Here is a 14,794-nt window from a genome sequence, read left to right on the forward strand (position 1 = left end):
GTACCTCATTTCAATTTTATCTCTTTATTCATAATAGGGATATTCAAAAGTTCTCTATCCGTAAAAATACGAAGCTTCAGAATCATTAATCCATAAATGCCTCCACCAATAACTACACCTACAAGCGCAACTAAGCTAGCAAATAACCTATTTTCCAAGCTCATATATCCTTCAACGATATGTAATAATGCTGATAAACTTAAAAACATGATCAGTAATGCAAAAGTTACTTTCATCAACATTTTAACTGATTGAAAATGATAGCTCTTTCTAAGCATATAAATATATGTCAGGAATACAACAATACCGTAGGATATTACTGTTGAGAATGCTGCACCGATTACATTAAATTCTGGGACCAACCATTGATTTGCTATATATTTTATTCCCACTCCAATCAAAACAGAAACAACAGGGAAAAACGTGTAGCCAAGCCCTTGTAAAATAGCGAACTGTGTTAGTGCAAGTGATGTAAAAAGTACTGAAAAGCTAAGAACTATTAAAACATTTGTTCCATAACTGTTTGTAAAAAGCATGATATTTATTGGCTTCATGATCGCCATCAAACCAATAGCTGCACCACCAGCAATAACGATACATAACTTTAATGATAGCTCTATCTGTTCTTGAATAAACTGTCTGTTTTTCTTCATCTTTGCCTGAGCAAGTACAGGAACAAGAGACAAAGCTAAAGAAGTTGCTACTACTGTACCTAATTGAATAAGCGGCTGACCTCTGTCATAAATTCCCTTTGTCTGTTTTGCTAAAGTTTCATCCATTCCATTATGAATGAGTAAAGAATATAAATTGAGTGCATCTATTAACTGAATGAAAATTAATAATAAGCTGCTAATCCCAATTGTCACGCTATACTTCGCTAAAGATTCTAAGATATCCATTGTTTTAATCGGAGCAGATAGATTCCACTTTATCATATAATCTGCTCGTTTCCTTTGAGAGTAAAGGATTAGAAAAACAAAAGCCACTACACTACCAATTATTGACGAAAGAAGAGCACCAATACCTATCTCATATAAATCAAAGCCCATACGCAGCATCAAAAAAGAACTGACCAAAATTAGTGTAACCCTTATTCCTTGTTCAATTACTTGTGATAAAGCTGTTGGGTTCATATTTTGCTCTGATTGAAAATATCCTCTTATGATGGATATAAAAGGTATCATTAAAAAAGAAAAAGCTGTTACTTTTATGAGCGGTGATAATTGGCTGTCCCCCATATAACCCGAAATTACAGAGGAAAATTCAAATAAAGGTAAGAATAATAATAAACCAACAGCAAGTAAATATAGCAAGGAAACTGTCATAATTTTAGAGCGGATTTTATGAGACCGTTCATATCCATGGTCTAGCATAACCTTTGAAATGATCACAGGAAAACCTGATGTAGCTAAAATGACACTCATTCCATAGAACGGATAAATCTGTTGATATATGTAAAAACCTATATCCCCTACAATATTTTGATAAGGAACACGGTATGCTGCACTTAATATTTTTATAAGTAATCCTGCTATCGTTAAGATAATTGCTCCTTGTATGACAGAACCACCATTATTTTTCTGGACGTTCATGCCCCACTCCTCTCAACATGATCTATCCAAAATTATAGCATATACACTCTATAATTAAGTGCTGAACCTAAACAAGATATTTAGATAACCAAACAAAAGAGGCAGCATATATGCTGCCCCTTTTATAAAACTTAATGTTCCATTTGTCTTGCTAGAAATCCTGCAGCTGTTTCTACTGCCTTATGTTCAACTTCACCAATCGATTGTTCCTTAGAAAGAATGATAACAGCACCAATTGGATCACCATTAGCTACAATCGGTCCAATCGTATACGATTTAACTTCCTCATCAAAACCTGAAACAATTTGCGTTTCTCCAGCATCAGTTTTTAATACAGAGTTTCTTTCCTCCATAACCTGCTCGACAACTTCACCAATGTTTTTATTAAGGTACTCTTTCTTTGAGCCACCTGAAACAGCAATGAATGTGTCTCTATCACAGATTAAAACCTGATGACCTAGACTGTCGAATAAGGCATCACCATATTCTTTGGAAAAGTCACTTAATTCACTAATTGGTGAATATTTTTTCAAAATAACTTCACCATCACGATCCACAAATATCTCTAATGGATCACCTTCTCGTATACGTAGTGTTCTACGGATTTCCTTTGGGATAACTACTCGACCTAAATCATCAATGCGACGAACTATACCAGTTGCTTTCATCTTACGTTGCCTCACTTTCATCGGATGATAGGAAAAAAGATGATTGTACCTTCCTGAAGAATGGATTATTTAACAGGAGCTAGTTGTTTATGTAACAATCACCATTTGTTAAATTTAGTATCCTTCACTAGTGATGTAATATACATATTGAAAGCGTTTTTTTAATAAAACTCTGAATTTCGTCTGAAGATTACTTACAACAAGGTCTGATTTAAAGCTATTTCACTGATATTTCTTCCTTCTTAACTTCAGCAAGACCATTTAATAATTCTGTAATAATGGTCAACCATTTATCAGTAGTAAGGTTCTTTGTTGCAATTGTAAGCTTTAATCTGCTTCCTTCCATTCCAAGTCCCACTATACGATTATATTTATTGCTTAAATCAAATAGCTTTTGGCCGTCAATACGATTACTTGCGGCTTCCTCGATAAGGATGGAAATAGCCTCTTTATCTTGTTTAATGCTCTCTACTCTTTCTTGAATAGCAAATACTTTTAGTTTGGCAATAGAAAATAAATATCCTACTTCGATTGGATATTCGCCAAAACGGTCGATCATCTCTTCTTGTAGCTCTTCTAGATCTTGTAAAGATGTTAATGATCTAAAGCGTTTGTACATATCTATTTTTTGACGTCCATCCATTATATAATCCTGTGGTAAATACGCGTCAACCTGCAGATCAATCTCAACGTCAATAGGCTTTTCCTTAGGAGTTTCTGTTTGTCTTTCTTCAATTGCTTCTTTTAACATTTGAGAATAAAGATCAAACCCAACTGAATCAATAAATCCATGCTGTTGAGATCCTAATAAGTTTCCTGCACCTCTTATAGAAAGATCTCTCATTGCAATTTTAAATCCTGAACCTAATTCAGTGAACTCTTTAATTGCTTGAAGTCTTTTTTCAGCAACCTCTGTAAGCACTTTATCTTTTCGATATGTGAAATAAGCATATGCTACTCTATTAGATCTTCCTACGCGACCACGAAGCTGATAAAGCTGTGATAAGCCCATTTTATCTGCATCATTAACGATAAGCGTATTAACATTAGGAATATCAACACCCGTTTCTATAATCGTCGTACTTACTAATACGTCATATTCACCCTCTAGGAAGCTGAGCATAACAGATTCCAATTCATTTTCTGTCATTTTCCCATGTGCATATGTCACTCTAGCATCAGGTATTAGCATTGATATCTCATCTGCTTTTCTTTCTATATCCTCAACTCTGTTATATAAAAAGAAAACCTGCCCTCCACGAGCCATTTCCCTTTCAATCGACTCTCTTACTAGTCCTCCGTTATATTCAACAACATAGGTCTGAACAGGAAAACGATTTTCTGGTGGTGTTTCTATTACTGACAAGTCTCTTACACCAAGCATTGACATATGTAGAGTTCTTGGGATAGGTGTAGCAGTTAAAGTCAAAACATCAACATTTGCCTTTAATTGCTTAATTTTTTCTTTATGTGTAACACCAAATCTCTGTTCCTCATCAATGATTAATAAGCCTAAATCTTTATATTTAATATCCTTTGATAACAATCGATGTGTACCAATTACCATATCAACTGTTCCATTACTAAGGCCTTTATTTGTTTCATTGATCTCTTTTCGGGTTCTGAACCTACTTAAAAGACCAATATTTATTGGGTAATCCTGAAATCTCTCTCTTACTGTTTCGAAATGCTGTTGAGCAAGAATTGTTGTTGGTACAAGAAGTGCTACCTGTTTACCATCAGCAATTGCTTTAAATGCTGCTCTTATTGCAACCTCTGTTTTACCATAACCAACATCTCCACATAATAAGCGATCCATCGGTCGTAGACGTTCCATATCCTTTTTAATCTCAATGATAGAACGTATTTGATCATCGGTTTCTTGGTATGGAAATGCTAACTCAAACTCTTTTTGCATTTCTCCATCTGGTGAAAATGCATATCCTTCACTCGCTTCACGTTCTGCATAAAGCTTAATTAAATCATCTGCAATATCTTGAACAGATGATTCAACCTTCTTTTTAACTCTTCGCCAATCACTGCCACCAAGCTTATAGATCTTAGGCTCTTTACCCTCAGATCCAACATATTTTTGTACTTGATCGATTTGCTCAACTGGCACATAAAGCTGATCACTACCATGATATTTAATATTTAAGTAATCTTTATGAATACCATTAATTTCTAAAGTTTCAATTCCAACATACTTACCAATACCATGATTAACATGCACAACATAATTTCCTATTTCCAGCTCAGAGTAACTTTTTATTCTCTCTGCATTCGAAAGCTTTTGCCTTCTAACTTGTTTTTTCACTCGCTTCTTGAAGAGCTCCTCTTCTGTAATAACAGCAAGCTTCTGCATAGGAAGTTCAAATCCGGTTTGCAAATCTCCTTCTATGATTGACACTACACCACTAGCTAACATATCCGCATTACTTTGAATAGTAGCTTTGATTTCGTAATCCTCTAAAACTGTTTCTAGCTTCTTAGCTCTTTCTTCATTTACTCCTAGAAATACAACTGCATACTGTGATTTCTGCCATCTATCTAATTCGGTTTTTAATAAATTCATTTGCCCATGAAAGCTTTGCATTTGTTTACATGATAAATTTAAGATATTTTGCGGGCTAGTATGTGGAACATGCCTTAAAAATAGTGATAAGTAAATTAAAGGCTGCTTTGAATTTGTCATAACATCAACATAAGAGTGCGATATTTTTACATCTGGAAAAATCTTACCCTCTTCAAGTAAATGTGTGTACCATTCAGCCTCTTCTCGATCTAATTGTTCATAAGTTTCTTGAATTCTACTTACCTCATCCAAAACAATAATAGAATCCTTGGAAACATAGTCTAGTAAACTAGCAGGTTTTTCATGAAACAGCGCTGAAAACTTGAAAATATCTTGAGTAAATTGGTTATTACGTAATCGTTCAAGATCATATTGAATATTTTCAACTAGTAATTCCTTTTGCTGTTCATTCTTCATTTTCTTAAGACTTTTTGCTAAACCTGCTTCAATCTCTTGGATACTTCTCATTTTCGATTCTTCATTAATAATTGTTTCAACTGCAGGACCAATTGTAATTGCTTTTAACATACTGATTGATCTTTGATCTTCTATATTGAATGATCGAATAGAGTCAATTTCTGTATCAAACAATTCAATTCTAATAGCATTATCTTCTGTTAAAGGATATATATCAATTATTCCCCCACGAACACTAAATTCTCCAGGTGAACTAACCATATCTACCCGCTCATAGCCAAGTAAAACAAACTGATGAATATAGTTATCCAGATCAATATCTTGTCCTACTGTTAACTTGTATTGATTATTCTTCCATTGTTCTTTTGGTGGAAGAAGCCTTCTTACCCCAGCTACGGGCGCAATAACAATTGATGGTCTATCTTCTGCCAATTTGTTTAAAACATCTATTCTTTGTGCCTTTAATTCAGGACTAGCAATAGCCACTTCTGCTGCAATAAGATCATTTACGGGATAAAGATAAACATCCTCTTTAAGTAAATTCAACAAATCCTCATAAACCTTTTGAGCTTGGTATAAATTATGTGTAACAATCAATAGTGATTTTTTTAAGTCATGGTAAAGGGCTGCAGTAAAAACAGTCCTTGCTGAACCAGATAAGCCCGCAACTAATTGCTCTTTTAAGCCTTCTTCGATACCCGATACGATTGTTTTAAAATCATCATTTTCATAAAAATATTTTTGTAAACTGTTCAAGCTTAGCCCCCCTCTCATCTTATCCATCTTAAATTTATTTTTTGTTTTGTTTTTATCTTTTGAAATATAGCCAGCTTTAGCTAATCCACTTGCAAAAGATGCATTAATATATGGAAGGAATATATTTAATGAAATTTAAAACAGAAAAATGCTTTGGGGTTGGCTCCCAAAGCTATTACTGAATAAAGCTCTCATATTGGTGTAAATCAGGGTTTCTGTTTAATGCATCCTGACAATCTTCACAAATAGTTTTTATATGTATATCACCATTTTGTTGATAAGTAATCATTTCTTGGCGTTCAGCATTTGTTAAGGCAGTAAACCCTAGCTGCTCACTTGAAATTAAACTATTATCAAGGCTACCTACCTTTACACCACAGTGTCTACAATGATAATGCAAAGCCATAACACGCCTCCTGAAAAGGTTTATTTTACTTATAGTATGTACCTTTTCAAGAAATGCTATACGTCAGACAAAACGAGCTTAATTGAATTCATTCATGACCTGAACAAAAGAACTAGTAAGCCATTTTTCACATGCAGAAACTGATGCATCTATTGATTCTTTAATTCCTATATGATCTTCTTCAGTGAACTGCCCTAAAACATAGTCAGAAATCTTCATTCCATTTGTAGGACGATCAATACCAATCTTTATACGATTAAATTCCTGAGTCCCTAAGTGATGAATCATTGACTTTATCCCATTATGTCCCCCTGCACTTCCCTTTGTCCGCAAACGTGTTTTGCCTACAGGTAAGTCCAGATCATCATAAACGACTACTATTTCCTCTTCAGTAATTTCATAAAATTCCATAAGAGGTCTAATACATTCTCCAGACAAATTCATATATGTGAGTGGTTTTAATAATATGACCTTTTCGCCAGATATATGACCTATTCCATAGGTTCCATTGAATTTTTGACGATCAAGAGGAATAGACAAATTATCAGCCAGCTTATCTATCACCATAAAACCAACATTATGCCTTGTTTTTTCATATTGTCTACCTGGGTTACCTAATCCTATTATGAGTTTCATAAATGCGAAACCCTCCTAATCACTTTACCTGTTTCTATGTATTAAAAATTCATTATCTTTACAATATCATAAAAGTAACAAACCATAAATAAAACATGTTGTTAGATTATGTCTAATCATGACATAATCATCTATTTTTGAAAAATATATTCTCCGTCCAAGAGGAGAAATACCAAATAATACAAATTCTGATGCGATTTAGAGTTTACCTTAGGTAGTTCTTATCTTTTTGCATATGAGGAAAATAGATAAATGACCAAAACTAAAATGTCAGTTCTCCGTAATCAAACAGAGAACTGACACTATCAACAATCCTATTTATTTTTAAGCGTCGTTATGCTCTCTACCTTCTTCGTTTTCAGGAGTACCTGGCTCTTGTTCTTCACCACTATCTATTTCTTCTTCTTGCTTTGGAGGAAGAATAGAAGCAATAACCTGTTCCTCATCTTGGATATATGTATAATCTCCATGATTAGGTAGATCTTTAATTAAAATTGTTTCATTTACACCTAAGTTTGAGATATCTACATCTATTGTTTGAGGTATTTTCCCAGGCTTAGCTGCAATTGTTAATTCATGAAGCGGTTGTTGTAATACGCCACCATCTTTTACTCCTTGGGCTTCTCCAGTTAGATGAATTGGCACCTCTACCTCAACTTCTGATTGCATGTCCACTATATGAAAATCAGCGTGTACAAGTTCATTTTTAAGGGGATCTGTTTGCATATCATATAACATAACAGCATGTGTAGATCCATCAACATCTAAGTTAATAATTGTATTCTTTCCCTCTTCTCGAAGGGTTTTGATAAGAGCTATACTATCAAGTGCAATCGGTTTACTTTCTACTGCTTTACCATAAATGACACCAGGTACCTGACCTGATTCACGTACTTTTCTTTTCGCGGAGCTTGTAAATTCAGTTCGCTTTATTGCTTGTAATGTTGTCATAAATTACACCCTTCCTATACGAATTCAATTCTTATTATTGTTTTTCCCATATGTTATGGTGTATAAACATAGTAAAAAAATACTTTTCATTGTGAATAATAGAAATGAAATTAACTTTGGTAGATGAAAGGTGTTCATATGACTTATAAAAAATATCTAACAAGCTAACAAAAAAAGCTTATTTATATCTCTCACAGTAATGCTGAGTAAGAATATAAATAAGCTTTTATTTTATATCAGATAGAAAGTTCAACACTTTCAAGTAGCTTAATCAAATAATAAACTAACAGATTGTCTTTCATGAACACGAATAATCGCTTCCCCAATTAAAGGTGCTACAGATAGTTCAACTAATTTATCAATACGTTTTTCTTCAGGTAATAATATTGAATTTGTTACAACCAACTCTTTAATTTTAGAATTCTGTATACGATCAATTGCTGGACCTGAAAGAACAGGATGTGTACAGCATGCATAAACCTCTTTAGCACCATTTTCAACTAATGCATTTGCAGCTAACGTTATTGTACCAGCTGTATCAATGATATCGTCAATTAAGATGGCTGTTTTCCCTTCAATATTACCAACTATATTCATTACTTCAACAACATTTGGCTTTGGGCGTCTTTTGTCAATAATCGCAATAGGAGCTTTAAGCTTATCAGCAAGCTTTCTTGTTCTTGTTACCCCACCGTGATCTGGTGAAACAATAACAATATCCTCTAATTTCTTCCCTAAGAAATATTCACCCAAAATTGGTACACCCATTAAATGATCAATTGGTATATCAAAGAATCCTTGAATTTGAGGCGCATGTAAGTCTAATGTTATCACACGTGTTGATCCTGCTGTTTCTAAAAGGTTTGCAACAAGCTTCGCAGTAATAGGCTCTCTTGCTCTTGCTTTACGATCTTGTCTAGCATAACCATAGTAAGGAATAACAATATTAATTGTTTTTGCTGAAGCACGCTTTAACGCATCAATCATGATTAGCAGTTCCATTAAATGTTCATTTACTGGACCACTTGTGGATTGGATAACATAAACGTCACTTCCACGTATGCTTTCTTCAATATTTATTTGAATTTCCCCATCACTAAAGCGTGTAACAGAGCATTTCCCTAAATCAACACCAACAACATCAGCAATTTCCTTTGCTAAAGCTGGATTAGAGTTTAACGTAAATATTTTTAAATTAGAATCACTATAACGATTAGGCATGGTAAAGTGAAAACCTCCATTAGGAATTTTTATTATTTAATCGGTCGACATAATTCTCTTTATTTACTTGTCTTGACCTTGCTACAGATAATGCTTTTTCTGGTACATCATTTGTAACGGTAGATCCTGCAGCAACATATGCACCTTTACCAATAGTAACCGGAGCAATTAAATTGGAATTACAGCCGATAAAAGCTCCATCTTCAATTTTTGTAAGGAATTTGTTTTTGCCATCATAATTTACTGTAATTGATCCACATCCAAGGTTTACATCAGCACCAACTTCAGCATCACCAATATAGCTTAAATGTGATGCCTTGCTTCCTTTACCCATTACTGACTTTTTAATCTCAACAAAATTACCTATCTTTACATCATCTGAAATGGTAGATGAAGGACGGATATGTGCAAAAGGTCCAATTGCAACACTATCTCCAATTTCACTATCGTGTGCAACAGAATGACGAATTGTTGTTTGGTTACCTATTTTGCTATCCTTAATCTCAGAATTTGGACCAATTATACATTCCTCACCAATCACTGTGTCTCCTTGTATCATCGTTCCTGGATATATAACTGTATCTTTGCCGATAGTTGCCTCAGCAGAAATATATGTGTTGTCTGGATCTATAATTGAAACACCATTTCTCATATGCTCTTTATTAATTCTTTGCTTCATTATTTTCTCAGCCTGAGATAAAGCAATACGATCATTTACTCCCAATGTTTCATCAAAAGAAGCTGTTTGATAAGCAGAGACAATTTTACCTTCTTTTTGTAATATTTCGATTACATCAGGTAAGTAATATTCCCCTTGTACATTATCATTTGATACATTTGATAACGCCTTGAACAGCTCTTGGTTATCAAAACAATATGTACCAGTATTTATTTCTGGAATCTCTCTTTCAGTAGCACTTGCATCTTTATGCTCGACAATCTTTTCTACCGTTCCCTCAGCATTTCGAACTATACGTCCATATCCTGTTGGGTCATCTGCTTTTGCAGTTAAGATTGTAGCCATTGCCTTGGTTTCTTGATGATGCGCTAACAATGAAGACATTGTTTCTGCTGTAATTAATGGGGTATCACCACAAATTACAATTGTCGTACCTACTTCTTTTTCTAAAAATGAAGAAGCCTGCATAACTGCATGTGCAGTGCCTAATTGTTCACTTTGTAAAGCATACTCGGTAGTATCTCCAAGTTGAGATTTCACTTTTTCTGCACCATGACCAACAACTGTTACAGTTTTTGACAATTCCAGCTTTGACACTTGATCTACTACATGTTGAACCATTGGCTTTCCGCATACAGGATGAAGCACTTTGTATAAAGAAGATTTCATTCTAGTACCCTGACCTGCAGCTAAAATAACTGCATACCGATTATCCATTTTCAGGCCTCCAATTTATCGTTTAACCATATCCATATGATTTATGTATAATACGCTTTTATCCATAGAAAAATATATCTTAAAACAGCATGTTTTTCAAGGTAACAAACAAAAGTACATGATTTTTCTAATTTTAACATAGTTTTTTATCATACGTTATTGACACATTAAAAATTCATCTAATTCCTTTGTCTTTTTTAAGACTCTTTTCTGAAAGATTGCTGCTAATTGAACTAATTATGCAGTAGAAACATTGTTCCTTATAGTAAATAGGTACTATCCTATGAAGAAAAGCTGCCACTATGCTATATATAGTGCTGTTTACTTGGAGTTGTTAAAGCAACAAAGTTTACGAAAACAGCCTTTTTTAAATAAATAATATAAAAAAGGACCTTGCAATATATCTGCAAAGTCCTTTATCTTTTATTTTATGAAGCACCTGCTTCTTCAAATTCTACCTCAAGTTCACCTAAACGATGATACTCAGCTAATACAGCATCTTGAATTTTTCCGCGTGTATTAGAATTAATAGGGTGTGCTATATCTCTAAATTCACCATCAGGAGTGCGCTTACTTGGCATTGCAACAAAAAGACCATTGTTTCCATCAATAACACGAATATCATGAACAACAAACTCATGATCTAACGTAATCGATGCAATAGCTCTCATTCGTCCTTCAGTGTTTACGCGGCGTAATCTTACGTCTGTAACTTCCATTCTGTTCACCACCTTTTCCCCATATGAAAAACTTTAGTTTACATATTCAACAAAATTTTCGTTATTCCTGCAATATTTATATTTTTTTTTACAAAATAAGCAAATTTATTGACATTAAATATTTTTTTAAATGCATCTAACAAAAATGATGTTTGTGGTGATTAATTAGCTCCGTTACAAGAAAATATAATGGAGTTACTATATATATCAATTTAATTATAAGAACATTGTCTTTAAAATTGATATATTGCCCCCATTACACTAAGGGTCAACTCGTTGTTAACACAAAAATAAAAAACCAACCACAATAAAAATTGTAATTGGTTTTTTTGAATTATTTAATTAACGCAATAACTTCTATTTCAACAAGAGCGTCTTTTGGAAGACGAGCAACCTCAACACAAGATCGAGCTGGTTTATGGTTTGCAAAATATTCACCATACACATCATTAAAGGCTGCAAAGGTATTCATATCATCAAGAAATACCGTTGCCTTCACAACTGTTTCTAAAGATGCTCCTGCTTCTTTAAGGACAGCCTGTAGATTTTTAAAAACCTGATGTGTTTGTTCTGCAATATCACCAGTAATCATTTCACCCTCAGCAGTAAGAGGAATTTGACCTGAACTATAAAATAAATTGTTGACAATAATACCTTGAGAATACGGACCAATAGCTGCTGGTGCTTGTTTAGTACTAACAATTTTCATACTAATTCTCTCCAATCTTTTTGTCTTTTACCAATTGAAAATATGTTCCTGGCATTACTTGAATATTACGTTCACGAATATCTACATTTGCTAGTTTAACAAGTGAAATATATTCATCAACAAGTCTTTCTTCAACACCCTCGGACTCTACGAGAACTCCTATACCTGCTACATTAGCTTTAAATTCCTCTAGTAAGCTAATCATACCATTTATGGTACCTCCAGCCTTCATGAAGTCATCAATAATTAATACATTTGAACCTTCTTTTAAACTACGTTTAGCTAGGAGCATTGTTTGGATTCGTTTTGAAGATCCTGAAACATAATTAATACTAACTGTTGATCCTTCTGTTACCTTACTATCTTTACGTACAATAACAACAGGTACATCCAACTGTGCAGCTACAGCATATGCTAAAGGAATCCCCTTAGTAGCAACTGTCATAACAACGTCTATTTTACGGTTGCCAAATACAGTCGCAAATAAACGACCAATTTTATTTACTATAGAAGGATTACCTAAAATATCAGTTAAATATAAATAACCTCCAGGAAGGAGTCTTTCTGGTTTTGCTATCAATTCACAAAGCTCATCAACAAATTGCTTTGCTTCTTTATACTCAACCTTTGGAATAAATTTAACTCCACCTGCTGCTCCTGGAACAGTTAATAGTGTTCCAATTCCATGCTGTTCAAATGTTTCTTTAATAATAGTTAAATCCTCACTTATTGAAGATTTAGCAGAATGATATTTTTCCGAAAAGTATGTCAATGGTACCAAAGAATGAGGATGATGAAGCATGTAGTTTGTCATATCAACAAGACGGCCACTACGACGAAATTTCATAAAAGGGCAACCTCCAAAATCCGAATATTATTATAGTCAATATAACTTAATATCCGGATTTAATCAAGGCTGTTTACATCACCTAACATTCTTACAGCGAAAACTTGATCACAAAATCCACGTAGACCATTATAAACTCTCGGCAAACGTGATTCATATTGAACTAGACCAAAAACAGTAGGACCGCTGCCACTCATTAATACAGCGTCAGCTCCAAATCTTTTCATTTGATCCTTGATATTTGCCACTTCAGGATGCATATGTAGTGTTACACTTTCTAAAACGTTTCCCATTAAATCACAAATACCCTCATAATCTCCAGCTTCTAAAGCTTGTACCATTCCTCTAACATCAGGATGTTTAATAGAATCAATTTTGAGATTCTTATATACATCAGCTGTAGAAACACCAATAGTTGGCTTTGCTAACACTACCCAGCAATGTGGTGGTGGATTAATATGCTGAATAATTTCTCCACGACCAGTAGCAAGTGCTGTTCCACCATAAACACAGAAGGCAACATCAGAACCAATCTCTGCACCTAACTGTGCAAGTTCATCTAGAGATAACCCTAATTTCCAAAGTCGATTTAATCCTCGTAATGTTGCTGCTGCATCACTACTTCCACCTGCTAAACCTGCTGCAACTGGAATAGTCTTTGTTATTGAAATAGAGATACCCTTTTTTATGTTATATCTTTCTTTTAACAATTTAGCTGCTTGATAAGCTAAGTTTCGCTGATCATCTGGCACAAATCGATTATGAGATACAATTCTAATATCTTCATACGGTAAATCAACTAATTCCACACGATCTGCAAGATCTATTGTTGTCATAATCATTTCTACTTCATGAAAACCATCTTTACGTTTATGAAGTACATCTAATGATAAGTTTATTTTGGCTGGTGCTTTCTCTAAAACACGTATTATAATCACCTACTTAAACGATCTAAAATTGTATCAACATTGTACCACAAAAGCAGTTATCGTATTGCCTTTTTCGACAATTCATCAGCACACGAATATAATTTTGATCGTACTATGTGAAAATGAAGGTTTTTTTCAGCAAAAAATGGTTTATATGATGTACAAAATAGAAATAAAGGGCTGACTAAATTAAGCATCGTATGAATATACAAAGCATTTTAGTCAACCCCTATTCTATCTTCTAACTTCTATTATTTTGTTTTGCTAGCTGCAATTCAGCTAACTCTATAGCTCGCTTTACCATATTTCCGGCATCACGCGATCGAATTGCACCCCAACCTTCTTCTTTTACCGTTTCATAAAATCCTAAGTCTTTTGCTAATTCATATTTAAAACCTTCGGACATCATTCCACGACGTCTACTCAAAACCAAACACACCCTTTCAAAGGATAAGCAAGAGTTTTAGAAGATAAGATTGTGCAATTTTATTATTAGTTAAATGATTGAAATTTATACAAAAGAAAAAACAGTAAACAATTATTGTCTACTGTCCACTAACTGCAATTGAACCAGCTGCATCTTCTAAGAATGTTAATTGTACTGTTTCAGTTAACACATCAGCATAACTATAAGATACACGTTCAAATGAATTTTCATCTTGATCAAGCTCAATAACAAAGACAGATGGATAGGTTTCTGCAAGCACACCACAGCGTTCTATCGTTTTTCTACGACCACCGTTTGCTCTAAGAGTTAGTCGTCTGCCAAGATTACCGTCCAAGGATTTTTTAATATCCGTTAGAGTTTTTCCCATTGCATCCACCTCACTAGTTTTATTATACAACCTTGAGCCTATGTAAGTCAAATAAAATTTAAATTATATCAGTTAATTTTCATCACTGTCAATAATTTATTTTCAACAAATTTCTCATTCTTTCGCTTATAGTTTGAACATAGTTGTATACATTTAT

General features: G+C 33.9%; 14 protein-coding genes. All 14 read right to left on the reverse strand.

What is annotated here, in order from left to right; genetic code table 11:
* Positions 1 to 5: 5 nt before the first annotated feature.
* On the reverse strand, positions 6 to 1,592 hold the full coding sequence (locus JOC75_RS22555; protein WP_204956192.1) for a putative polysaccharide biosynthesis protein: 1,587 nt from the start codon (positions 1,590 to 1,592) through the stop codon (positions 6 to 8).
* 131 nt (positions 1,593 to 1,723) lie between these two features.
* Positions 1,724 to 2,260, reverse strand: coding sequence for a stage V sporulation protein T (gene spoVT / locus JOC75_RS22560; protein ID WP_204956193.1), 537 nt, complete (start codon positions 2,258 to 2,260; stop codon positions 1,724 to 1,726).
* 217 nt (positions 2,261 to 2,477) lie between these two features.
* Entirely contained in the window at positions 2,478 to 6,008 is a 3,531-nt protein-coding gene (gene mfd, locus JOC75_RS22565) for a transcription-repair coupling factor (protein ID WP_204956194.1), read from the reverse strand.
* A gap of 175 nt (positions 6,009 to 6,183) precedes the next feature.
* Positions 6,184 to 6,414: an anti-sigma-F factor Fin gene (locus tag JOC75_RS22570; protein WP_146950574.1), complete on the reverse strand. Its 231-nt coding sequence runs from the start codon at positions 6,412 to 6,414 to the stop codon at positions 6,184 to 6,186.
* Between the two features lie 78 nt (positions 6,415 to 6,492).
* On the reverse strand, positions 6,493 to 7,050 hold the full coding sequence (pth, locus tag JOC75_RS22575; protein ID WP_204956195.1) for an aminoacyl-tRNA hydrolase: 558 nt from the start codon (positions 7,048 to 7,050) through the stop codon (positions 6,493 to 6,495).
* A gap of 324 nt (positions 7,051 to 7,374) precedes the next feature.
* Positions 7,375 to 8,001, reverse strand: coding sequence for a 50S ribosomal protein L25/general stress protein Ctc (locus tag JOC75_RS22580; RefSeq protein WP_204956196.1), 627 nt, complete (start codon positions 7,999 to 8,001; stop codon positions 7,375 to 7,377).
* 267 nt (positions 8,002 to 8,268) lie between these two features.
* Positions 8,269 to 9,222: a ribose-phosphate diphosphokinase gene (locus tag JOC75_RS22585; protein WP_204956197.1), complete on the reverse strand. Its 954-nt coding sequence runs from the start codon at positions 9,220 to 9,222 to the stop codon at positions 8,269 to 8,271.
* A 19-nt stretch (positions 9,223 to 9,241) separates the two neighbouring features.
* The gene (gene glmU / locus JOC75_RS22590) at positions 9,242 to 10,618 is read right to left on the reverse strand and encodes a bifunctional UDP-N-acetylglucosamine diphosphorylase/glucosamine-1-phosphate N-acetyltransferase GlmU (protein ID WP_204956198.1); all 1,377 of its coding nucleotides are present in this window, start codon (positions 10,616 to 10,618) and stop codon (positions 9,242 to 9,244) included.
* Between the two features lie 428 nt (positions 10,619 to 11,046).
* Positions 11,047 to 11,337, reverse strand: a complete 291-nt coding sequence (spoVG, locus tag JOC75_RS22595; protein WP_046517517.1) for a septation regulator SpoVG — start codon at positions 11,335 to 11,337, stop codon at positions 11,047 to 11,049.
* A gap of 334 nt (positions 11,338 to 11,671) precedes the next feature.
* Entirely contained in the window at positions 11,672 to 12,046 is a 375-nt protein-coding gene (ridA, locus tag JOC75_RS22600) for a 2-iminobutanoate/2-iminopropanoate deaminase (protein WP_204956199.1), read from the reverse strand.
* Position 12,047: 1 nt separating this feature from the next.
* On the reverse strand, positions 12,048 to 12,893 hold the full coding sequence (purR, locus tag JOC75_RS22605; RefSeq protein ID WP_204956200.1) for a pur operon repressor: 846 nt from the start codon (positions 12,891 to 12,893) through the stop codon (positions 12,048 to 12,050).
* Between the two features lie 59 nt (positions 12,894 to 12,952).
* Positions 12,953 to 13,822: a 4-(cytidine 5'-diphospho)-2-C-methyl-D-erythritol kinase gene (ispE, locus tag JOC75_RS22610; RefSeq protein ID WP_204956216.1), complete on the reverse strand. Its 870-nt coding sequence runs from the start codon at positions 13,820 to 13,822 to the stop codon at positions 12,953 to 12,955.
* Positions 13,823 to 14,063: 241 nt separating this feature from the next.
* Positions 14,064 to 14,249 carry a small, acid-soluble spore protein, alpha/beta type gene (locus tag JOC75_RS22615; protein WP_204956201.1) on the reverse strand — a complete coding sequence of 62 codons (186 nt, stop codon included), beginning with the start codon at positions 14,247 to 14,249 and terminating at the stop codon, positions 14,064 to 14,066.
* Between the two features lie 118 nt (positions 14,250 to 14,367).
* Positions 14,368 to 14,637 carry a biofilm formation stimulator Veg gene (veg, locus tag JOC75_RS22620; protein ID WP_146950566.1) on the reverse strand — a complete coding sequence of 90 codons (270 nt, stop codon included), beginning with the start codon at positions 14,635 to 14,637 and terminating at the stop codon, positions 14,368 to 14,370.
* Between the last annotated feature and the right edge of the window lie 157 nt (positions 14,638 to 14,794).

The organism is Metabacillus crassostreae (assembly GCF_016908395.1).
Classification (GTDB): Bacteria; Bacillota; Bacilli; order Bacillales; family Bacillaceae; genus Metabacillus; species Metabacillus crassostreae.

Excerpts from the sequence above, each read along its gene's own strand:
- JOC75_RS22555 (WP_204956192.1), bottom strand. The coding sequence starts at position 1,592 with ATGAACGTCCAGAAAAATAATGGTGGTTCTGTCATACAAGGAGCAATT.
- spoVT (WP_204956193.1), bottom strand. The coding sequence starts at position 2,260 with ATGAAAGCAACTGGTATAGTTCGTCGCATTGATGATTTAGGTCGAGTA.
- JOC75_RS22570 (WP_146950574.1), bottom strand. The coding sequence starts at position 6,414 with ATGGCTTTGCATTATCATTGTAGACACTGTGGTGTAAAGGTAGGTAGC.
- pth (WP_204956195.1), bottom strand. The coding sequence starts at position 7,050 with ATGAAACTCATAATAGGATTAGGTAACCCAGGTAGACAATATGAAAAA.
- JOC75_RS22580 (WP_204956196.1), bottom strand. The coding sequence starts at position 8,001 with ATGACAACATTACAAGCAATAAAGCGAACTGAATTTACAAGCTCCGCG.
- JOC75_RS22585 (WP_204956197.1), bottom strand. The coding sequence starts at position 9,222 with ATGCCTAATCGTTATAGTGATTCTAATTTAAAAATATTTACGTTAAAC.
- glmU (WP_204956198.1), bottom strand. The coding sequence starts at position 10,618 with ATGGATAATCGGTATGCAGTTATTTTAGCTGCAGGTCAGGGTACTAGA.
- spoVG (WP_046517517.1), bottom strand. The coding sequence starts at position 11,337 with ATGGAAGTTACAGACGTAAGATTACGCCGCGTAAACACTGAAGGACGA.
- ridA (WP_204956199.1), bottom strand. The coding sequence starts at position 12,046 with ATGAAAATTGTTAGTACTAAACAAGCACCAGCAGCTATTGGTCCGTAT.
- purR (WP_204956200.1), bottom strand. The coding sequence starts at position 12,893 with ATGAAATTTCGTCGTAGTGGCCGTCTTGTTGATATGACAAACTACATG.
- veg (WP_146950566.1), bottom strand. The coding sequence starts at position 14,637 with ATGGGAAAAACTCTAACGGATATTAAAAAATCCTTGGACGGTAATCTT.